This is a genomic window from Amycolatopsis sp. NPDC039088, from assembly GCF_055598845.1.
In genome coordinates this window covers 1-20,932 of record NZ_JBVKAE010000035.1, presented here as the reverse complement: position 1 = coordinate 20,932, position 20,932 = coordinate 1, and the positions used below count along the sequence as shown (strand labels likewise).

General features: G+C 68.9%; 19 protein-coding genes. 8 read left to right on the top strand and 11 right to left on the bottom strand.

Annotated features, from left to right (window positions below):
• Window positions 1-103 precede the first annotated feature (103 nt).
• From ACZ7KI_RS33955 to ACZ7KI_RS33940, 4 genes are all read left to right on the top strand, one after another.
• Entirely contained in the window at window positions 104-1,057 is a 954-nt protein-coding gene (locus ACZ7KI_RS33955; protein ID WP_470277123.1) for a serine protein kinase RIO, read from the top strand.
• 176 nt (window positions 1,058-1,233) lie between these two features.
• Window positions 1,234-2,322: a lytic polysaccharide monooxygenase auxiliary activity family 9 protein gene (locus ACZ7KI_RS33950; RefSeq protein WP_470277122.1), complete on the top strand. Its 1,089-nt coding sequence runs from the start codon at window positions 1,234-1,236 to the stop codon at window positions 2,320-2,322.
• 375 nt (window positions 2,323-2,697) lie between these two features.
• Complete coding sequence (locus ACZ7KI_RS33945; protein ID WP_470277121.1) at window positions 2,698-4,200, top strand: DEAD/DEAH box helicase; 1,503 nt, start codon at window positions 2,698-2,700, stop codon at window positions 4,198-4,200.
• A 142-nt stretch (window positions 4,201-4,342) separates the two neighbouring features.
• Window positions 4,343-5,530, top strand: a complete 1,188-nt coding sequence (locus tag ACZ7KI_RS33940; protein WP_470277120.1) for an 8-amino-7-oxononanoate synthase — start codon at window positions 4,343-4,345, stop codon at window positions 5,528-5,530.
• On the opposite strand, the gene ACZ7KI_RS33935 is transcribed toward ACZ7KI_RS33940, so the two are convergent.
• Together ACZ7KI_RS33935 and ACZ7KI_RS33930 are read right to left on the bottom strand one after the other, a co-directional pair.
• Window positions 5,502-5,972 (bottom strand): GNAT family N-acetyltransferase, encoded by a 471-nt coding sequence (locus ACZ7KI_RS33935; RefSeq protein ID WP_470277119.1) that lies wholly within the window; start codon window positions 5,970-5,972, stop codon window positions 5,502-5,504. The two genes, ACZ7KI_RS33940 and ACZ7KI_RS33935, sit on opposite strands and share 29 nt — an antisense overlap.
• 40 nt (window positions 5,973-6,012) lie before the next feature.
• On the bottom strand, window positions 6,013-6,846 hold the full coding sequence (locus tag ACZ7KI_RS33930; protein ID WP_470277118.1) for a S1 family peptidase: 834 nt from the start codon (window positions 6,844-6,846) through the stop codon (window positions 6,013-6,015).
• Window positions 6,847-7,108: 262 nt separating this feature from the next.
• Between ACZ7KI_RS33930 and ACZ7KI_RS33925 the strand changes: the two genes are divergently transcribed.
• Window positions 7,109-8,503: a mycothione reductase gene (locus tag ACZ7KI_RS33925; protein WP_470277117.1), complete on the top strand. Its 1,395-nt coding sequence runs from the start codon at window positions 7,109-7,111 to the stop codon at window positions 8,501-8,503.
• Window positions 8,504-8,542: 39 nt separating this feature from the next.
• Here the strand turns inward: ACZ7KI_RS33925 and ACZ7KI_RS33920 are convergent, their stop codons facing one another.
• Together ACZ7KI_RS33920 and ACZ7KI_RS33915 are read right to left on the bottom strand one after the other, a co-directional pair.
• Window positions 8,543-9,055: a hypothetical protein gene (locus ACZ7KI_RS33920; RefSeq protein WP_470277116.1), complete on the bottom strand. Its 513-nt coding sequence runs from the start codon at window positions 9,053-9,055 to the stop codon at window positions 8,543-8,545.
• A gap of 55 nt (window positions 9,056-9,110) precedes the next feature.
• Window positions 9,111-10,358: a CynX/NimT family MFS transporter gene (locus tag ACZ7KI_RS33915; protein WP_470277115.1), complete on the bottom strand. Its 1,248-nt coding sequence runs from the start codon at window positions 10,356-10,358 to the stop codon at window positions 9,111-9,113.
• A 48-nt stretch (window positions 10,359-10,406) separates the two neighbouring features.
• Here ACZ7KI_RS33915 and ACZ7KI_RS33910 point away from each other — a divergent pair, with 48 nt between their 5' ends.
• Complete coding sequence (locus ACZ7KI_RS33910; RefSeq protein ID WP_044850844.1) at window positions 10,407-11,096, top strand: FadR/GntR family transcriptional regulator; 690 nt, start codon at window positions 10,407-10,409, stop codon at window positions 11,094-11,096.
• Between the two features lie 328 nt (window positions 11,097-11,424).
• Here ACZ7KI_RS33910 and map read toward each other — a convergent pair whose 3' ends face one another.
• From map to dxr, 6 genes are all read right to left on the bottom strand, one after another.
• On the bottom strand, window positions 11,425-12,282 hold the full coding sequence (gene map, locus ACZ7KI_RS33905) for a type I methionyl aminopeptidase (RefSeq protein ID WP_470277114.1): 858 nt from the start codon (window positions 12,280-12,282) through the stop codon (window positions 11,425-11,427).
• A gap of 23 nt (window positions 12,283-12,305) precedes the next feature.
• A complete protein-coding gene (locus tag ACZ7KI_RS33900) occupies window positions 12,306-14,111 on the bottom strand; it encodes a penicillin-binding transpeptidase domain-containing protein (protein ID WP_470277113.1) in 1,806 nt (601 codons plus the stop codon).
• 50 nt (window positions 14,112-14,161) lie between these two features.
• On the bottom strand, window positions 14,162-15,016 hold the full coding sequence (locus tag ACZ7KI_RS33895) for a GNAT family N-acetyltransferase (protein ID WP_470277112.1): 855 nt from the start codon (window positions 15,014-15,016) through the stop codon (window positions 14,162-14,164).
• 163 nt (window positions 15,017-15,179) lie between these two features.
• The gene (gene ispG / locus ACZ7KI_RS33890) at window positions 15,180-16,331 is read right to left on the bottom strand and encodes a flavodoxin-dependent (E)-4-hydroxy-3-methylbut-2-enyl-diphosphate synthase (RefSeq protein ID WP_470277111.1); all 1,152 of its coding nucleotides are present in this window, start codon (window positions 16,329-16,331) and stop codon (window positions 15,180-15,182) included.
• 117 nt (window positions 16,332-16,448) lie between these two features.
• Window positions 16,449-17,690 carry a M50 family metallopeptidase gene (locus ACZ7KI_RS33885; protein WP_470277110.1) on the bottom strand — a complete coding sequence of 414 codons (1,242 nt, stop codon included), beginning with the start codon at window positions 17,688-17,690 and terminating at the stop codon, window positions 16,449-16,451.
• Window positions 17,691-17,693: 3 nt separating this feature from the next.
• Complete coding sequence (gene dxr, locus ACZ7KI_RS33880) at window positions 17,694-18,899, bottom strand: 1-deoxy-D-xylulose-5-phosphate reductoisomerase (protein ID WP_470277109.1); 1,206 nt, start codon at window positions 18,897-18,899, stop codon at window positions 17,694-17,696.
• Between the two features lie 95 nt (window positions 18,900-18,994).
• On the opposite strand from dxr, the gene ACZ7KI_RS33875 reads away from it, so the two are divergent.
• The gene (locus tag ACZ7KI_RS33875) at window positions 18,995-19,264 is read left to right on the top strand and encodes a DUF2631 domain-containing protein (protein WP_470277108.1); all 270 of its coding nucleotides are present in this window, start codon (window positions 18,995-18,997) and stop codon (window positions 19,262-19,264) included.
• A 13-nt stretch (window positions 19,265-19,277) separates the two neighbouring features.
• On the opposite strand, the gene ACZ7KI_RS33870 is transcribed toward ACZ7KI_RS33875, so the two are convergent.
• Entirely contained in the window at window positions 19,278-19,880 is a 603-nt protein-coding gene (locus ACZ7KI_RS33870) for a hypothetical protein (protein ID WP_470277107.1), read from the bottom strand.
• A 217-nt stretch (window positions 19,881-20,097) separates the two neighbouring features.
• Here ACZ7KI_RS33870 and ACZ7KI_RS33865 point away from each other — a divergent pair, with 217 nt between their 5' ends.
• Window positions 20,098-20,775: a peptidylprolyl isomerase gene (locus ACZ7KI_RS33865; protein WP_470277106.1), complete on the top strand. Its 678-nt coding sequence runs from the start codon at window positions 20,098-20,100 to the stop codon at window positions 20,773-20,775.
• Window positions 20,776-20,932 lie beyond the last annotated feature (157 nt).

The window sequence follows — 20,932 nt, the reverse complement described above, 5'->3', positions numbered from 1 at the left end:
CTGATGACTGTCCGGGGCCTTTGCCGCCCCCATCCACTCGCCCCTCGCGGCTGAGCGCGACCACGCTCGCCCGGTGGGGCACCCTGACTAGGAGAACCCACCAGTGCGCAAGCACGAACTCGAAGAATCCCACGCTTTCGAAAAGATCGGCCGTCCTCGTCGTGCCCAGCGCGGCCGGTTCGACGACGAACCCGAACCCGACCGCGGCGGTCGGCTCACCGAGGCCGAACGCGCCCGGCTCGCCCGGCTGCGCGAAGACGCCTACACCGAAACCGCCATCCCCGGTGGCGGCGACCGCTGGAGCACCTGGGGCGAAGCCGAACACGGGCCGTATCCGCGGCCGGACTGGGTGATCACCGAACTGGCGGCGGTGGACACCGAACTCGGCATCCTCAAGACCGGCAAGGAGGCCGACGTCCATCTCGTACGCCGTGGCCTGCCCGACACGCCGGGCACGGTGCTGGCCGCCAAGCGGTACCGCAGCGGGGAGCACCGGCTGTTCCACCGCGACGCCGGCTACCTCGAAGGCAGGCGGATGCGGCGGTCGCGCGAAATGCGGGCCATGGAGTCGCGCAGCAGTTTCGGCCGCAACCTCATCGCCGAACAGTGGGCGGTGGCCGAATTCTCCGCGCTGAGCAAACTCTGGGCGGTCGGCGCGCCGGTGCCGTATCCGGTGCAACGGGACGGTACCGAGCTGTTGCTGGAGTTCCTCGGCGACGGCGACACGGCGGCGCCGCGGCTGGCACAGGTCCGGCCCGAGCCGGAGCAGCTGCGGGAACTGTGGTTCCAGACGTCGGCGATGCTGGAACTCCTGGCGTCGCAAGGGCTCGCGCACGGCGACCTCTCGGCGTACAACCTGCTCGTCCACCGCGAGCGGATCATGGTGATCGATCTCCCGCAGGTGGTCGACATCGTGGCCAACCCCGGTGGGCTCGAGTTCCTCGCGCGCGACGTGCGGAACATCGCCACGTGGTTCCACTCGCGAGGACTGCCCGAGCGGCTGACGGCCGTCCCGGAGCTGATCGAGGAACTGCGGGAGATCGCCGGGCTGCGCTGAGGTTGTCGTGCCGAGGTGTCTTGAGGGATCCCCATGGAGCGAAATCGGTCCCATGGGGATCCCTCAAGACCCTCTTGCTTCGAGACCTGTGAAAGCTCTTCCCCACCACCTGGAGTTGGCCTACCCTCATGAATGGGAGCGCTCCCATACGCACCGGCCGCCACCGCCAGGCGGCCATGTCCGCATGGGAGAAGGGCGAAGCCGACGTGACGAAACAACGAAGTACCGTCCTGGCCGTCGTGACCGTGCTACTGGCGAGCGTGTTCGCCGTGGTGCTGAACACCGGCACAGCCGCCGCGCACGGCGCGATGATGAAACCGGGCAGCCGCACGTTCCTCTGCTGGAAGGACGGCCTGTCCCCGACCGGTGAGATCGTCCCGCACAATCCGGCCTGCGCCGCCGCCGTCCGGACCAGCGGCGCGAACTCGCTTTACAACTGGTTCTCCGTCCTGCGCTCCGACGGTGCCGGACGTACCCGCGGCTTCATCCCCGACGGGAAGCTGTGCTCGGGCGGCAACCCCGGCTTCGCCGGTTACGACGGCGTCGGCGACTGGCCGCTCACGCATCTGACGGCCGGCGCGACGTTCGACTTCTCCTACAACGCGTGGGCGGCGCATCCGGGCTGGTTCTACACCTACGTCACCAAGGACGGCTGGGATCCGAACCGGGCACTGCGCTGGGACGACTTCGAGGACCAGCCGTTCCTGACCATCGACCATCCGCCGGTGACCGGCTCCGTCGGCACGGTCGAAGGTCAGTACAAGTGGAGCGGCGCGCTGCCGACGAACAAGACGGGCAGGCACATCATCTACTCGGTCTGGAAGCGCTCAGACAGCGCCGAGACGTTCTACGGCTGCTCCGACGTCGTGTTCGACGGGGGCAACGGCGAGGTGACGGGGATCAACGACCCGGGCACGCCGCCCTCGTCGACGACGACGACCTCGTCGCTGCCCGGAGGTGGTTCGTGCATGGCGATGTTCGCCGTCACGAACACGTGGTCCGGCGGCTACCAGGCGACCGTGACGATCATGAACCACAGCACGACCGCTTACGGCGGGTGGCTGGCGGGCTGGACGCTTCCCGCCGGGCAGCGGATCGCCAGCGTGTGGAACGGGACGCTGAGCCAAACGGGGAACGCGGTGAACGTCCGGAACGCGAACTGGAACGGCGCGGTCGCGCCGGACGGCGAGACGACGTTCGGTCTCGTCGTCGAGTCGGCGGGGACGAATCCGGTGCAGCCGTCGGTGACCTGTCAGGGAAGTTGACCGACTGTCCACAGTGTCATGAAGGGGTCTTCCAGGACGGAATCCGTCTTGGAAGACCCCTTCATGGCGTCTCCTGGAAGAGCACCGTCGTGGAGACCCTGCCCACAATCGGTCCCTCCCGTTGGGCGGCCGGATAACGGTCCGGTACAGTAGTGCTAGACCGCAATCGGCGGCGTGGATGAGTGGTGTCCGTCGCCTCCAAAGCCAACCGAATGGCTCGCGGTATCCGTATCAACCAATTGGCGCGCGGTGTCATGCAGACGCGGTGTGCCGGGTTCGTCCCTGTGAACGCCCATCTGTGCACACCATCTTGCCCTGCCTTGCGTGCGGGCAGCCCCGGGCCTCCTTGTGACGTACCACGTCCGAGAGGCATTTGTGACAGTCACGTTCAACTCCGGCCCCACCTCACCGTCGGCAAGGCAGCACCGCAAGCCGCGTACCCGCCCCGCGGGTGACGCCATGCTGCACAACGACGCCGTCGAGAGTGTCAAGGCCACGACCTGGGCGGAGCTCGGGCTTCCCGACCCGCTGCTGAAGGCCTTGGCCGAGGGCGGAATCACCACCCCCTTCCCGATCCAGTCGGCGACCATCCCCGACGCGCTCTCCGGCCGCGACGTGCTCGGCCGCGCGCAGACCGGTTCCGGCAAGACCCTGGCCTTCGGCCTCGCGATGCTGACCCGGCTCAACGGCGGCAGGGCCCGCCCGAAGCACCCCCGCGCGCTGATCCTGGTCCCGACCCGCGAGCTGGCCATGCAGGTCGCCGACTCGCTGACCCCGCTGGCCAAGTCGCTCGGCCTGTGGTGCCGCACCGCCGTCGGCGGCATGGCCTTCACCCGTCAGGCCGACGCGCTTTCCCGTGGCGTCGACCTGCTGATCGCCACCCCGGGCCGGCTGTCGGACCACGTCCGCCAGGGCACCGCGTCGCTGTCGGAGTGCACCTTCATCGCGCTCGACGAGGCCGACCAGATGGCCGACATGGGCTTCATGCCGCAGGTCCGCGAGATCCTCGACCTGACCCCGCGTGACGGCCAGCGCCTGCTGTTCTCCGCCACCCTCGACGGTGACGTCGACCGGCTGGTCCGCGCCTACCTGACCAACCCGGTCACGCATTCGGTCGCCCCGTCGACCGCGAGCGTCACCACCATGGACCACCACGTGTTCCAGGTGTCGCACCAGGACAAGCAGGACGTCATCACCGAGATCGGTGCCCGCGAGGGCCGCACGATCATGTTCGTCCGCACCAAGCACCACGTGGACCGTCTCACCGAGCGCCTGCGCGAAAAGGGCGTCCACGCGGCCGCACTGCACGGCGGCAAGACCCAGGGCCAGCGCAACCGGGTCCTCGCGGACTTCAAGGAAGGCTTCGCCCCGGTCCTCGTCGCCACGGACGTCGCCGCGCGCGGTATCCACGTCGACGACATCTCGCTGGTGCTGCACGTGGACCCGGCCGCCGACCACAAGGACTACCTGCACCGCGCGGGCCGCACCGCGCGCGCCGGGGCGTCCGGTGTCGTGGTCACGCTGGTCACCCACGACCAGCGCCGCATGGTGCGCCGGATGACCGACCGCGCCGGTGTCCGCGCCGAGCAGACCACGGTCCGCCCTGGCGACGCCGAGCTCATTCGCATCACCGGTGCGCAGCAGCCCAGCGGCGAGCCGGTCATCGAGCGTCGTCGTGAGTCCCCGCGTCGCGGCGGTGGCCGCGGCTACGGTGGCGGCGACCGCGGTGGCTACCAGGGTTCGCGCGAGGGTCACGGTCACCGCGAAGGCGGCCGTCCCGGCGGCTTCCGCGGCCGCCCGCGTCGCACCGAGTCCGGCGGCGGCAGTGGCCGCCCGCAGCGTCCGAGCCGCGGCCCGCGTCGCAGCTTCGACAGCTGAAGTAACTGAAGCCGGTCCATCCGGCGGCTAGTGCCATGAAAGGTCCTTTCCTTGCAAATTTTGCGAGGAAAGGACCTTTCCTTGCGTTCGCTGTGGGGACCACCACGCCCGGCGCCGAACGCCGGATGGGAGACTGCGGGACGTGAACTCTCCTGCCCCCGCTCCCCAGAACCTCCCTCCCGACCAGGTCTTCGACTGGCTCGACGTGGAGGCGGAGAAGCGGGCCGAGGCCGGGCTGGTGCGCAAGCTGCGCATCCGGCAGGCGCAGGAACCGGAGCTGGATCTCGCCGGCAACGACTACCTCGGGCTCGCCCGCGACAAGCGTGTCGCCGGTGCCGCCGCGGCCGCCGCGTTGCGCTGGGGCGCCGGGTCGACGGGATCCCGGCTCGTCTCCGGCACAACCGAGGTCCACGTCGAACTCGAGCACGAACTCGCCCGCTTCTGCGGCGCGCAGGCCGCGCTGGTCTTCTCGTCCGGCTTCACCGCGAACCTCGGCGCCGTCACGGCACTGTCCGGCGCGGATTCCGCGATCGTCACGGACAAGTACATCCACGCCTCGTTGATCGAGGGCTGCCGGCTGTCCCGTTCGGACATCGCCGCGGTCGCCCACAGCGATCCGAACGCTTTCAAGCACGCCCTCGCGACCCGCCGCAAACCGCGCGCGCTCGTCGTCACCGATTCCGTGTTCTCCGTCGACGGCGACATCGCGCCGCTGGAGCAACTCTCGGCGGTCTGCCGGGAGCACGGCGCGTCACTGCTCATCGACGACGCCCACGGCTTCGGCGTCCTCGGCGAGGGTGGCCGCGGTGCGGTCAACGCGGCGGGGCTCTCCGGCGCGCCGGACGTCGTCACCACGATCACGCTGTCGAAATCCCTTGGGGCACAAGGCGGAGCGGTACTCGGGCCGCGTCGCGTGATCAAGCATCTCGTGGACACCGCGCGCAGTTTCATCTTCGACACCGCGCTCGCGCCCGCCAGTGCCGCCGCCGCGCTGGCCGCGCTCAACGCGCTGAAGGCCGAGCCGGAGCTGGCCACCAAGGTGACCGACGCGGCCGGAAACCTTGCGATGCAACTGAAAGCGACGGGGTTCCGGGTCGGTCTCCCGGACGCCGCGGTGATCTCTGTGCAGGCGCCGTCCCCCGAGGCGGCCGTCGTGTGGGCCGCTTCGTGCGCGGATCAGGGCGTCCGGGTCGGCTGTTTCCGCCCGCCGTCCGTACCCGACGGCATCTCCCGCCTGCGCCTGACCGCGCGGGCCGACCTCACCGAGGCCGATGTGGACCGCGCGGTCGGGGTGATCACGGCTACCGCACCTCCCGGCGCCACATCGTGATGTGCGGGATGCCGTCCTCCAGGAACTCGTCGCCTTCGGCCACGAATCCGTACTTGGCGTAGAAGTCCGTCGCGTACGTCTGCGCGTTGAGCACGCACGGCGCGTCCCCGATCCCCGCGAGCGCGGTCTCCATCAGCCGTCCCGCCAGTCCCTTGCCGCGTGCGCGGACCGCCGTGCACACCCGCCCGATCCGGAAGGTGCCGCCGGCGTCCTGCAGCACCCGCAGATACGAGTCGACGGTGACGGAACCGCCGATCCAGAGATGACGGGTGCCGGGCAGGAGATCGCGCCCGTCGATCTCGGGATAGGCGCACTCCTGCTCGACGACGAAGACGTCCACGCGCAGGCGGAGGATGTCGTGCAACTGAGCGGCGGTGATCTCGTCACCGGCGACGGACAGCGGGAACGACGTGGTCTCGGTGATCGGGGTGTCGGTGCTCACGTCCCACTTGGTAGCACATCGGACGTGAAGAAGGCATGGATCAGCCGATCAGCCCCCGGCTGTTCTGCTGGGAGATCTCGTTCGCGTAGTGCGAGACACGGGTGTAGACGCCCGGCTTGTTCGGCTTCGCGCAGCCTTCGCCGAACGAAACGATCCCGATCAGCGTGTCACCCACGACGAGCGGGCCACCCGAATCGCCCTGACAGGCGTCGATCCCGCCTTCGGGGTAACCGGCACACACCATGTCGATCGGGTCGTAGCCCGAGTACGCGCTCCGGCAGGTCTTGTCGCTGACCACCGGGACGACCGCGCTGCGGAGGTAGTCCGAACGAGCGCCGCCGTCGGCGACCCGGCCCCAGCCGAGGACCGTGGCCTTCGTCCCTTCGCTGTACAGGTCGGCGTTGCCGTTGTCCGCGACCTTCGCGGGCCGGTACGGCAGCTGGCCGCTGACCGTCATCACCGCGATGTCGTCGCCCTTGCCGGGATCGCCGCTGTAGTCGGGGCTGACCCAGACCCGCGAAACACGCAGTTCCACGCCATCCCGCGAACGCTTGTCCTGCCGTCCCGCGACGACCCGGACGTCGGCGCGTTTGACCGCGACCGCGCAGTGCGCGGCCGTCGCGACCGTCGTGGAGCTGACGATCACCGCCCCGCAGTACTGGTTACCGTCGCGGTCGGCCAAGTAGACCGCGTAGGGATACTGCGAGACCGACGCCTTCTCCCCGCCCACGATCCTCGGCTCGGCGGCCTTGTCCGGTCCGCTCACCGCACTGTCGTCCGCCGACGCGCTGGTGAGGCCGATCGGCACCATCACGGCCGTCGCGAGTACCGCTCCGACAGCGAGCAGCAGGGTGCGACGTGACTTCTTGGGCATGTTCTGTCCCTTCACCGGGGCGTACGTACTGCCATCTGGTGGCAGGGGCCGGGGCGCCGCGGCACTGGGCCATCGCGATCATCGTGGTCGTGATCAAACGACTCCAGCGCGTACACAAGCGATCGCGAATACCCTAATCGGAGAAGGCCCGATGCGGTGTCACTGAAACGGGTGGACCTTCGCTCGCGACCGGGAACAACCGGTCACCGTGACAGGTTGGCTAGAGTCGGAACCACCCGCTCCCGCCGCAAAGGAAGACAGCGTGCCCCACTACGACCTGGTGATCGTCGGTACCGGATCGGGCAACTCGATCCTCGACCCGCGTTTCGCGGACTGGAACACGGCGATCGTGGAGAAGGGCACGTTCGGTGGCACCTGCCTGAACGTGGGCTGCATCCCGACGAAGATGTTCGTGCACGCCGCCAACGTCGCGGCCACGCCGGCGTCGTCGGCGAAGTTCGGCGTCGACGAGGAGCTGACCGGGGTCCGCTGGCGCGACGTCCGCGACCGGATCTTCGGGCGGATCGACCCGATCGCCGCCGGTGGACGCGAATACCGCGTCGAGCACGAGGACAACAAGAACGTCACCGTGTACGAGGGCGAAGGCCGCTTCACCGGCCACAAGGAACTCCGGGTCAGCTACTCCGACGGCCGCCCGGCCGAAACGATCACCGCCGACCGGTTCGTGCTCGCCGCCGGCGGCCGCCCGGTGATCCCGGACATCCCCGGGCTCGCCGAAACCGGCTACCACACCTCCGACACGGTGATGCGGCTCGACGAACTGCCCGCCGGCATCGTGATCCTCGGCGGCGGGTACATCGCGGCCGAGTTCGCGCACGTCTTCGCCTCGTTCGGGGTGAAGGTGACCGTGGTCAACCGTTCCGGCGCGCTGCTGCGTTCCGAGGACGACGACGTCAGCGCCCGGTTCACCGAACTGGCCTCGCAGCGGTTCGACATCCGGCTCGACCGGAAGACCGTCCGCGCCCGCAAGACCTCGTCGGGGGTCGCCTTGGACCTCGAAGGCCCTCAGGGCGCCGAGACCGTCGAGGCCGAGGTGCTGCTGGTCGCCACCGGTCGCACGCCGAACTCGGACATCCTCGACGTCGCCGCCACCGGCGTGACCACCGGTGAACGCGGGCACGTCGTGGTCGACGAATACCAGCAGACCGTGGTCGACGGGATCTACGCGCTCGGCGACATCTCGTCGGTCTTCGAGCTGAAGCACGTCGCGAACCACGAGCAGCGCGTCGTGCAGCACAACCTGCTGAATCCGGACGAGCGGATCGAAGCCGACCACCGGTTCGTCCCGCACGCGGTCTTCACCTCACCGCAGGTCGCTTCGGTCGGGCTGACCGAACGCGAGGCGCGCGAGCGAGGCGTGTCGTATGTGACGTCTCATCAGGACTACGCCGGTATCGCCTACGGCTGGGCGATGGAGGACACCACCGGCTTCGCGAAACTGCTCGCCGACCCGGCCACCGGGCAACTGCTGGGCGCGCACATCATCGGCCCGCAGGCGTCATCGGTGATCCAGCCGCTGATCCAGGCGATGAGCTTCGGTCTCGACGCGAAGAGCATGGCCCGTGGGCAGTACTGGATCCACCCGGCGATGCCGGAGCTGATCGAGAACGCGCTGCTGAACCTGCCACTGGACTGAGCCCGGCTCCGCATTTAGTCCTCTAAATGCGACGGCATGTCAGATGACGCGTTCGCAGTTGCGGGCCCCGTGCCGCGCCGCGAGCGCGGTCACCACGTTCATCTTGGTGTCCGAGGCGCCCATCAGGACGGCCGAGCGGGCCCCGTCCTGGTGGAACCGCTCGGCCGCCTCGACGTAATGGTGGACGGCCGCCAAGAACTCCTCACGCGCCGATGCCGCCCCTCCCGGCACCGTGCGAACCCCCGTCGCCCCCTTGAGGACGTCCTTGGCGTCGTCCACCTTCGTCGCGACGTAGTGCTGCCACTTGCGCTGCTCCGTCGCGACGTCCCCCTCCGGGTCCGGCCAGTAACGCCGGATCGCGGCGTCGCTGTCCTCCCCCACCCGCACGCACACCCGGTCCACGGCGCGGTAGAACTCGAACGGCGAAACAACGGGTGCCGTCCGAGCCGGCGCCACCGCCACGCATACCGCGGCGAAGCAGGCAAGAGCCGCCCCGAACGCCAGGTCCTCCACCACGCCGACCCCCAGAACCGAGTTTTTGAACAGGTTCAACTCGCTCAGCGTATGGCTCCGCCACGTGTGGGGTCAAGAAGTTTTTTGAACGCGTTCAGACGAAGCGACGGCGGCCAGCGAAGGCACCGAAGGTCATCTGCGCGGCGAAGACCACGAGCATCATGATCCAGGGAACGGTCCAGTCGTGGGTGACGTCGTGGAGCAAGCCGAACAGGAACGGCCCGACGGCCGCCATCAGGTAGCCGATGCCCTGCGCCATCCCGGAGAGCCGCGCGGTGTCCGCGCCGGTGCGCGCCCGCAGCGCGATCACCGTCAACGCGAGGGAGAAGACGCTCATCCCGAGGCCGATCAGGATGCTCCAGAGCAGCGGCGAGGCGCTCGGGGCGAGCATCATGCCGACCATTCCGGCGAAGCCGAAGACACCCAGCCCGACGATCCACGCGCTCTGGCTGCGGTGCCGCGCGGCCATCGGCGCGACCACGAGGCTGATCGGGACGGCGATCAGCGAGATCAGCCCGAGCAGCAGGCCGGAATCGCCCTTGCTCACCCCGGCGTCGATCATCACCTCCGGCAGCCAGCCCATCACGACGTAGGCCAAAAAGGCCTGAGTGCCGAAGAAAAGCGTGACCATCCACGCAAGCGGGCTACGCAACAGCGATCGCCCGCTACCCTGCTTGCCTGCCTCGTCGACGGTCGCACGCCCCGTACCGCGGGCTGCGAGAATCCAGACGAGGAGTGCGAGCACCGCCAGCACCGACCAGGCGCCGAGCCCTTGGCGCCAGCCGCCGAACGCGTTCTCCAAGGGAGGGGTGAGCGCGGACCCCAGGGCGCCTCCGCCCTGAAGAGCGGCGGTGTACACGCCGGTCATCATGCCGACACGCGCCGGGAAGGAGTCCTTGATGACGACTGGGATCAGCACGTTCGCCAAGGCGATTCCGGCCGTGGCCACCAGCGTTCCCCCGAGAACGACGTACGGCCCGTCGAGCACCCGCAGCACCAGGCCCACGGCCAGAATCGACAGCGCGGCAGCGATGGCGGCGCCGACGCCGAACCGGCGGGCCAGCACGGGAGCGGTGAGACCGGCGGCCGCGAAGCAGAGGCCGGGGAGCGTGGTGAGCACGCCGGCCCAGGTCGCCGTGGCGCCGAGGTCGGCGCGCATGTCGCCGAGCATCGGGCCGACACTGGTGATCGCCGGGCGCAGGTTCAGCGCGACCAGGATCACCGCCACACCGAGCAGCAGACCGCCGGTGATCACTCCCGGCCGCCATTCCGTTTCGATCGCGCCTTCGAGTTCAAGACGCTCGTCGAACGGGGAAGCGGATTCTCGAGAGTCGACACGCACGTCGGCTAGTATCACATACATAGGATGATTGGATGAAGGGACAACGCTGTGCCATTGGCCACCACGCGCCGGGCCGGCCTGGTAGATCAGGTCATCGAGCAGCTGCGTGACGCCGTCACGCAGGGAGAATGGCCCATCGGGCAGCGGATTCCGACCGAACCGGAGCTGGCGGGACAGCTCGGGGTCGGGCGTAACACCGTCCGAGAGGCCGTCCGCGCGCTCGCGCATACGGGACTGCTCGAGGTCCGGCAAGGCGACGGCACCTACGTGCGGGCGACAAGCGAGGTCTCGGGCGCGATCCGGCGGTTGTGCGGTTCGGAGCTGCGCGAGGTGCTGCAGGTCCGGCGCATCCTCGAAGTCGAAGGGGCCCGGCTCGCGGCCGTGTCGCGGACCGAGGAGGAGGTCGCCACCCTCCGGGAGCTGCTCGCCCGCCGCAACGAGGAACTGCGGGAACGCCACTGGGAGGATTTCGCCCGTCTCGACGCGGAATTCCACTTCGCCGTCGTCCAAAGTGGACACAACACGCTGCTGACCGAAATGTACCGCGGGCTCACCGAGGTGATCACGGCCAGCGTGGCCGCGACGTCGAACGTGACGCCGGGACGCGAGTACCTGCCGGAGATCGGCCACGAGGGGCTCGCCGAGGCCATCGCCGACGGCGACGCCGACCGGGCCGCCACCGAGGCGTGCGGTTTCCTCGACGAACTCCTGGCCCGGGTGGAGCGGGAAGAGGACTGAGCAGGTGGGCTCGTGAGTGGTAATGACGGTTAGAGCGAACCCTTTCCTAGGTACCTACGCGCGGCCTGCGGCTTTGCTCGCATGTACTGGGGAAGACGTGAAGGCCTCCTTCACTCGGCTGAGCCGAGGGAAGGAGGCCTTCACGCGCCGCCGTTGTGGTGGGTGGTGCTACTGAGGCTCGTGATCGCGGTCCAGGACGAGTGAGGGGAACATCGAGGGACTCTGGGTCCCTCAAGGAGTCCTTCACGGACCGGCCGCTACCCGACTCACCCGCCGTAGTCACCCAGAACACCGTTGGTTAGAACCGTCCTTACCACTCACGAGTCACTTACGGCAGGGTGAGGATCTCCGCGCCGTCCTCGGTCACCACGAGGGTGTGCTCGAACTGGGCGGTCCACTTCTTGTCCTTGGTGGTGACGGTCCAGTCGTCGGCCCAGATGTCGTAGTCGATGGTGCCGAGGGTGATCATCGGCTCGATCGTGAAGGTCATGCCCTGCTCGATGATCGTGTCGACCGACGGCTCCTCGTAGTGCAGGACGGTCGGCGCGGTGTGGAACGCCGGCCCGACGCCGTGGCCGGTGAAGTCACGCACGACGCCGTACCCGAACCGCTTCGCGTACGCCTCGATGACCCGGCCGATGACGTTGAGCTGCCTGCCCGGCCGGACGGCCTTGATGGCACGCATGGTCGCCTCACGCGTGCGCTCGACCAGCAGCCGCGCCTCCTCGGAAACGTCACCCGCCAGGAACGTCGCGTTGGTGTCGCCGTGGACGCCGCCGATGAACGCGGTGACGTCGATGTTGCAGATGTCGCCGTCTTCGATCACGGTCGAGTCCGGGATGCCGTGGCAGATGACCTCGTTGAGCGAGGTGCAGCACGACTTCGGGAAGGCGCGGTAGCCCAGTGTCGACGGGTAGGCGTGGTTGTCCAGCAGGAACTCGTGGATCACCTTGTCGATGTCGTCCGTGGTCGCGCCGGGTTTGACGGCCTTGCCGCCCTCCTCGAGCGCCTGCGCCGCGATCCGGCCCGCGACGCGCATCGCCTCGATCACCTCGGGCGTGCGGACCCCGTTGCCCGCGTCGCGTTTCGGCGCCGGCCGGTCGACGTACTCGGGGCGGGCGATGCTGGCGGGGACGAGTCGCCTCGGCGTCTGGACGCCGGGCTTCAAGGGGGAACGAACGGACATGAGCCCAGCCTACGACCTGCTCGCTAGCCGAGTCCCGTCAGGAAGCGCTGCGCCGCCTCGACCGCCGGTTTGGACGTCCCGCCGTCGGTGACCAGTACCGCGAACGCCAGGTCACCGGTGTAGCCGACGAACCAGCCGTGCGAATGCGTCCCGTCGCCGAACTGGGCGGTCCCGGTCTTGCCCCTGACCTCGGGCAGGGGTTTGAGCAGTGTCGCCGTGCCGTCGGTGACGACCTCGCGCATCATCCCGCGGACGGCGTCGAGCACCTCCGGCCGGATCGGCTTGCCCAGTCCGGACGACGTCGCGGCCATCCCCCGCACCAGCGTCGGCACCGGGATCTTCCCGGACTGGACCGTCGCGGCGGCGACCGCCAGCCCGAACGGGCTCGTCACGACGGTCCCCTGGCCGAAGCCGTTCTCGGCGCGCTGCGCGACGGTGTTCGCGGGCGGCACCGAGCCGGTGATCGTGGTCACGCCGGGGATGACGAAGTCGGCCCCGATGCCGAGGTCTCGCGCCGCGTCGGTCAGCGCCGCGGGCGGGAGGTCCGTCGCGAGCTTCGCGAACGTCGTGTTGCACGAATGCGCGAACGCCTTCGACAGCGAGATGACACCGAGGGCGAATTTGCCCTCGTTCGGCACCGTCCGGTTCTCGAAGGTGGCCGTGCCGGGGCAGTCGACCGGGCTGCCCGGCTGCACCGCGCCCGCGGACAGCGCCGCGACCGCGGTGGCGACCTTGAACGTGGAACCCGGTGGGAACCGGCCGCTGAGCGAGATCGCGCCCTGCGCGTCGGCCGGGGCGTTCTGGGCCACGGCGAGGAGTTCGCCGGTCGACGGCTGGATCGCGACCAGCGCGGAGGCCGTCGGGAGCGGGGCGAGCGCCCGCTCCGCCGAACCCTGTGTCTTCACACTGAGCGTGCTCACGACCGCGGGTGCCGGTTTGGGCTGTTCGTTGTGCAGATCGATGATCTCGCCGCCGCTCACGTCGAGCGTGACGACGCGCCAGCCCGCCGCGCCGTCCACCTGGTCCTCGACGAGCGAGCGGACGGCGGGCAGCACTTGTTTGCCCGAGTTCTTGTCGTCGGGCAGCAACCTGTCCTGCTGGCTGAACCGGACGCCGGGCAGGTCGTAGATCTCGGGTTTCACCTGCTGGTAGTCGTTCGCCCGCAGGATCATCACCGGATAACCGGCTCCGGGCTTGACCGTCTTCACCCCGTCGCGGATGGACTGTCCGGTCACCGACGGTTCGAAGCGGTTGAGCGCGGCGCCGAGCTTGTCGGAGACCGCGACCAGATCCCCCGCCTTCGCCGGGTCGAGCACGACGCTGACGACGGTCTGCGGGCGCAGCAACGGCATTCCGTCGCGATCGAGCACCGGGGCGAGATCCGGCGGCTCGGACTTCAGCGTGATGGTCTGCTGCGCGGCCAGTTGCGGGTGAAGCGCCGTCGGCAGCCACCGCACCTTCCAACCGTCCTGAGTGGAATGCACCTGGGCGTCGGCCTTGTACGTCCAGACCCGGCCGCGTGGGAGGTTCCAGGTCAGCTCGTAGGTCGCCGTCCCGTCGTCCGCGCCGGAGGCGTGCTGGACGTTCTTGGCCGCGACCTTGATCGACTCCGGGGAAAGCGCTCTCCGCGCCATCTCCAGCGACGACCGCGCGGCGTCCGGCGAATCGGTGAAGAAGGCCGCGGCGGCGGTGTCACCGGAGGCGAGGCCGTCGAGGAAGCCGGTGATGGCGTCTTCGGGGCCGGAATCGGCGAACAGGCCGCAGCCGGCGGCCGCCAGGCCGACCACCCCCGCGAGCATGACGACGGAGACACGACGACCTGCTGGCATGCACCGGATCCTGCCAGTCCCGGCGGTTTCCGACCGGACGAAACGCCGACTCAGAAAAGAACCGTCGCGTACTGCCCGACCTGCTGGAAGCCGATCTTGCGATAGGCGGCGAGCGCCGGGCCGTTGTAGGCGTTGACGTACAGGCTCGCGGTGCGGTTCATCCCACGGACGAGCCTGGTCACGACGGACGCCGTCCCGGCCGTGCCGAGACCGCCGCTACGCCGTTCCGGATGCACCCAGACACCCTGGATCTGGCCGACCGTCGAAGACATCGCGCCGATCTCGGCCTTGAAGACGACCTCGCCGTCCTCGAACCGCGCGAACGCGCGACCGGCGGCGATCAGTTCCGCCACCCTGGCGCGATAACCGGCGCCGCCGTCACCGTTGCGGGGGTCGACCCCGACCTCTTCGATGAACATGGCGATCGCGGAGGGAAGGTACCGGTCGAGTTCTTCCGGGCGCACCGGGCGGACCAGCGGATCCGAGGCCACGGCCGGGATCCCGTCGAGCGCCATCAGCGGCTGGTCGTGCCGGACCTCGCGGGCGGGGCCCCATTCCGGCTCGAGTTCGTCCCACAGCCCGAGGACCTGTTCGGCCGGGCCCACCAGCGAGGAGCAGCTGCGCTGGCGGCGCAGGGCGCGATCGGCGAAGGACCGCAAGGCGGAGGCGTTGCCGCGCAAGGGGATCAGATTCGGCCCGGAAAAGCACAGTCCTTGGAGCCTGCCGGCGCGAACCGGCCGGGAATCGGCCGCCCAGAGCTCACCACCGAGCCGCCAGGGGTCGAGACCCGCCGTCTCCACCCTGGCACTGACCATGCAGCTGCCGACCGGGTCTGTGGCGAGCGCGGCACGGACCGCCGGATAGTCCCGATCATCGAGCAGCCGTGCACCTGCAAGCCGCAACACCACTCCAGGGTGCCAGATGAGCGGCTTAAACGGAACGCAAGCTTTACGACACGCTGAGAGAACCTTGGCTGGTGGGGGCCCACAAGCGCCAGGAAAGGTCCTTTCCTGGCAAAATTTGCGAGGAAAGGCCTTTCTCAGCGTGGTCTCGACCACCTGGCCGATCTCAGCCGACGCTGACGGTGGGCTCCCCCTCGCCGATCGTCTGGCCCGACTCCTCGGCGATGCGCATGGCCTCTTCGATCAGCGTTTCCACGATGGCGTGCTCGGGGACGGTCTTGATGACCTCGCCCTTGACGAAGATCTGGCCCTTGCCGTTGCCCGACGCGACACCGAGGTCGGCCTCGCGCGCCTCACCCGGGCCGTTGACGACACAGCCCATGACCGCGACGCGCAGCGGGACCTCCATGCCCTCCAGCCCGGCGGTCACCTGCTCGGCGAGGGTGTAGACGTCCACCTGCGCGCGCCCGCACGACGGGCAGGACACGATCTCAAGCTTGCGCTCCTTGAGGTTGAGCGACTGCAGGATCTGAATCCCGACCTTGACCTCTTCCACCGGCGGCGCCGACAGCGACACCCGGATGGTGTCCCCGATGCCCTGGCGCAGCAGCGCACCGAACGCCACGGCCGACTTGATCGTGCCCTGGAACGCCGGGCCCGCCTCGGTCACGCCGAGGTGCAGCGGGTAGTCGCACTGCTCGGCCAGGATCTCGTACGCGCGCACCATGACCACCGGGTCGTTGTGCTTCACGGAGATCTTGACGTCGTGGAAGTCGTGCTCGGCGAACAGCGACGCCTCCCACAGCGCCGACTCCGCCAGCGCCTCCGGGGTCGCCTTGCCGTACTTGTCCATGATCCGCTTGTCCAGCGAACCCGCGTTGACCCCGATCCGGATCGGCGTGCCGTGGTCCTTCGCCGCCCGCGCGATCTCCTTGACCTGGTCGTCGAACTTGCGGATGTTGCCCGGGTTCACCCGGACCGCCGCACAGCCCGCCTCGATCGCGGCGAACACGTACTTCGGCTGGAAGTGGATGTCCGCGATCACCGGGATCTGCGACTTCTTCGCGATCGCGGGCAGCGCCTCGGCGTCGTCCGCCGACGGGCACGCGACCCGCACGATGTCACAGCCCGCAGCGGTCAGCTCGGCGATCTGCTGCAGCGTCGCGTTGACGTCGGAGGTGAGGGTAGTGGTCATCGACTGCACCGAAATCGGGTGCTCGCTACCGACGCCGACCGACCCGACCTGCAGCTGTCGGGTCTTGCGACGCTCGGAGAGGACGGGAGGAGGAAGCGCTGGCATACCAAGAGCGACAGTCACGCCTCAAGCGTACCTACCCCGATCGGCGGACATGCACGACGTCAGCCGTCACGGTGAGCAGCATTACCTGGGCAGCCCAACGATCCTGACAGTGCGCTCCGTAATCGACGGCCGCCGTCACTGGAACAGCTTGACCGGGTTCACGATGTCGGCGGTGACGGTGAGCAGAGTCACCGCGCCGCCGATGAAGACGAGCACCATCGTGATCGCGGAAAGCTTCGTGTAGTCGACCGGGCCACCCGCCGCCTTGCCGCGCAGTTTCCGGAACCAGTCACGGACCCGCTCGTACCAGACGACCGCGATATGCCCGCCGTCGAGCGGGAGCAGCGGCAGCAGGTTGAACACGCCGATGAAGAAGTTCAGGCTCGCCAGCAGGAGGACGAAGATCTCCCACAGACCGCGCTCGGCGGCCTCGCCACCGATACGGCTGGCGCCGACCACACTGACCGGGGTGTTCGGGTCGCGCTCGCCGCCGAAAATGGAGTCCACCACCGCGGGGATCCGCGACGGGAACTCGATCAGCCGCTTGGCGGTTTCGGAGAACATCGTGCCGGTGAAGCTGAGCGTCCCGCCGATCGCGTCGACCGGGCCGTAGCTCAGCAGCGCGGGCGCGGTGTTCTGGACCGGTGAGGCGCCGATCATGCCGACGTCCTTGACCGTGGTCTTGTTGGAGCCGTCGGCGACCAGGCGCTGCACCCTCGGCACGTCCACGGTCAGGTCGATCCGCTGCCCGTTCCGCTCGACCACGAACGGCGTCGGGCCACTCGCGACCTGGACGGCCGCGAGCATTTCGCGCCAGGTCTTGATCGGTTTGCCCGCGACGGAAACCACCTTGTCGCCTGCCTGCAGGCCGGCGGTCTTCGCCGGCGTCGGGGCGCCGGGCGGGCAGGACGTGTCGTTGAGCTGTTCCATGGTCGTCGCGGCGCGGGCGCACGACGTGGCGCTGATCACGGCCTCGGTGGGGGCGGCCTGCGCGGCCGGGTTCGGCAGGCCCATGGTCACGGCCATCAGGTACAGGATGATGAAACCGAGGATGAAGTGCATCGCCGAGCCCGCCGACATGACGACGGTGCGCTTCCAGGTCTTGAAGCGCCACATCGCGCGCTTCGACTCGTCCGGCGTGACCTCGTCGAGCGCGGTCATCCCCGCGATGTCGCAGAATCCGCCGAGCGGGATCCACTTGAGGCCGTACTCGGTCTCGCCGCGCCGGAAGGAGAAGATCGTCGGCCCGAAGCCGATGAAGTAGCGCCGGACCTTCATGCCGAAGGCCTTGGCCGCCCACATGTGACCGGCCTCGTGCAGCGCGACCGACAGGCAGATGCCCAGCGCGAACAGCACGATCCCGAGAATGAAGACCACGCGCTATTTCCCCTTACCGATCAGCGCACCGGCACGCGCGCGAGCCCAGCGCTCGGCAGCTAGTACGTCATCCACGTCGCGAGGCTCGCGACGCCATTCGTCGGCGGCTTCCACCACCTGGGCAATAGTGTCCACAATCGAGGTGAAGCCGGTGTTCTGTGCCAGGAAAGCGGCGACCAATTCCTCGTTCGCCGCGTTGTAGACCGCGGGGACGCAGCCGCCGACGGTTCCGGCGTGCCTCGCCAGCTCGACGGCGGGGAACGCCTCGTTGTCCAGCGGCTCAAAAGTCCAGCTCGCGGGCTTGTCCCAGACACACGCGGCCGCGGCGCCGGGGACGCGGTCCGGCCAATGCAGGGCCAGCGCGATCGGCAGCCGCATGTCGGGCGGGCTGGCCTGGGCGATCGTCGAGCCGTCCACGAAGGTCACCATCGAGTGAATGATCGACTGCGGGTGGACGACCACGTCGATGCGGTCGGTCTCGATGTCGAAGAGGAGCTTCGCCTCGATCAGCTCCAGTCCCTTGTTGACCAGGGTGGACGAGTTGATGGTGATGAGCGGGCCCATCGACCAGGTCGGATGCGCCATCGCCTGCTCGACGGTGACGTCGGCCAATTCGGCGCGCTTGCGGCCGCGGAACGGCCCGCCGGAAGCGGTGAGGACCAACCTGGCGACCTCGGCTTCGCGACCGGCGCGCAGGGCCTGGGCGATCGCCGAATGCTCCGAGTCGACCGGGACGATCTGGCCGGGCTTGGCCGCGGCCAGCACGAGCGGACCGCCCGCGATCAGCGACTCCTTGTTGGCGAGCGCCAGCGTGGCGCCGGTGGCGAGCGCGCGCAGGGTCGGCGGGAGGCCCTGTGATCCGGGGAGCGCGTTGAGGACGACGTCGACGGGGACGGCGTCGATCATCTCGAGTGCCGCGTCGGCCCCGGCGAAAATGCGCGGGAGCTTGAAGTCGCCGCTGGAGTAGCCGCGCTTCTGCGCCTCGGCGTAGAGCGCGAGTTGCAGGTCTTCCACGGCCGTCGGCCTGCTGATGGCGACGGCGTCGACCTGGTGCGCCAGGGCCTGCGCGGCCAGCGCGGCGGGGTCGGAGCCGCCCGCGGCGATCCCGGCGACCCGGAACAGCTCCGGGTTACGGGCCGCGACGTCGAGGGCCTGGGCGCCGACCGAACCGGTCGAACCGAGCACGAGCACACTTCGCGAGGTAGTCATCGGGGGTCATTGTCGCGCGGGCCCCGTCGGGCGCGTGCAGCCAGGTGTGGGATCATTCGCGGGCAAGTGAACCAGCGGGTCTTGAGGAGTTGATCGTGGCGAGCAAGGCGGTCGAAAAGCGCGGCCGGGTGGGCGTCGACACCGTTGACCCCCGCGACGAACCGTCGGCCGAATGGGGCTGGCACGGGTCCTTCCCGAAGGCGACGCGGATCGCGGGATGGCTGACCGCGATCATCCTGCTGGTGATGCTCTACGGCAACCACCACGGCTGGACCGAGAACCTGTGGCTGATCGGCCTGTCGCTGGCGGTCATGTTCGCGCTGGTGCTGGACATCCGCAAGCGGCGCACGGCCTGGCGCAAGTAGTTCCAACACGGCTTCAGCGGCCCCCGCTCTCCTTCGAGGACGGGGGCCACTTGCCGTCCTGGACCCAAAGTTCGTTGACGATCACGACAGCGTCGGGCGCCTCGACCCCGTAGCGGTGGCGATACTTCGCCGCCGGCCGCTGCACCGCCGCCGCGACGTCCCCGATGGTGGCGGCCTTCCACGAGTCGTTCGGGTAGAACTGACGCATCACCGCGAGGAACTTGCCGGTCGCCCAGACCGGGTCGGTCCGCTGCGCGAAGGAGCCCCAGCTCGCACGCTGCTGGAAGAGCCCGACCGAGTCGCCCATACCGCCGTCGAGGTTGGCGATACTCGATTCGACGATGACCGTGGCGATCGCGATGGCCGCGGCGTGATCGTCGAGGCCCGCTCTCCGGACGGATTCCACGACGACTCTGGCGCACGAGGTGTTGTACGGGTTCATGTAGCCGCGCATCTTGGTGCCGAGTTGCTGGTTGAGCGCTTTGGCGGTGTCGCCGTCGTCGGCCGACGGGCCCGTCTGGACGCAGGGCAGGGCGACGTGGTCGACCTGGTCGGGCTGGATCTCGGTGGGCGGCAGCAGTGCGAGCGCGAGGGCGAGGTACGCGGCGGTGAACATGCGGCTCCGTTGGTCGTGAGTGGCGATTCGTGTTCTAGCCCGAATCGCCGGTCACGACCACCTGGACCGCCACTCTTACCCGCCTAGGTAGTGAAGGCCTCCTTCACTACCTTCAGGGTAGGCAAGGAGGCCTTCACGGACCGACTCCGCGATCACCCGCGGCGCGCCCGCGTGAAGCGCTACCCGGCGACCATCCTTTTGGGTTAGGTTCCCCCTCATGAAGCTGCGCTGGGGTGTCACCGCTGTCGTTTCCGCACTCGCCGCCGTCCTGCTGCCCGGCGTCGCCAACGCCGCGCCCACGTCTTCGGCGTCTCTGCCGATCGTGCGTTGCGAGTTCACACCGACACCGGAGAACCCGGCCGCCCGTCCGGTCCTGCGGCCGCTCCCCTTCGCGCTGACCCGCGGCACCGTCGACGTCACCTTCCGCTTCAACTACGGCCCCGTGACCGTGCGCCTGAACCGTGCGGGCGCCGCTCCCTGCGCCGTCCACAACCTGGCGAGCCTGGCGCTGCAACGCTTCTACGACCACAGCCAGTGCTGGCGCCTGACGAACTCCTCGCGCCTCGGCGTCCTGCAATGCGGCGACATCTACGAAGCCGAAAAGGGCGGGCCGGGCTACAAGTTCCCGGACGAGGTCGACGGCACCGAGACCTACGAACGCGGCACCATCGCCATGGGCAACCAGGGGCCGGGGACCAACGGCAGCGAGTTCTTCATCGTGCACTCGTTCGCGAACATCCCGAAGAACTACTCGGTGATGGGCAAGGTCGTGCGGGGCATGGAGGTGCTGGACCGGATCGTGGCCGCCGGGATCATCCCGACGGATCCGAACGGGCCCGCGGACGGGCTGCCCGCTAAGCCGGTGAAGATCCAGAAGGCGACCGTGGGTTTCTGATCTGGAACTGGAGTTGAGTGGCCGACGGTAGAGCGTCGAGTGGCGGTGGTCGTGAGTGGCGATTCGGGTTAGTCCTTGTGGCCCCTCCGGTGACGTCTTGCAGACGTGAAAAGGGCGCGCTCATCCTGCCCCTTCTGCGTCTGGTACATGATCATCG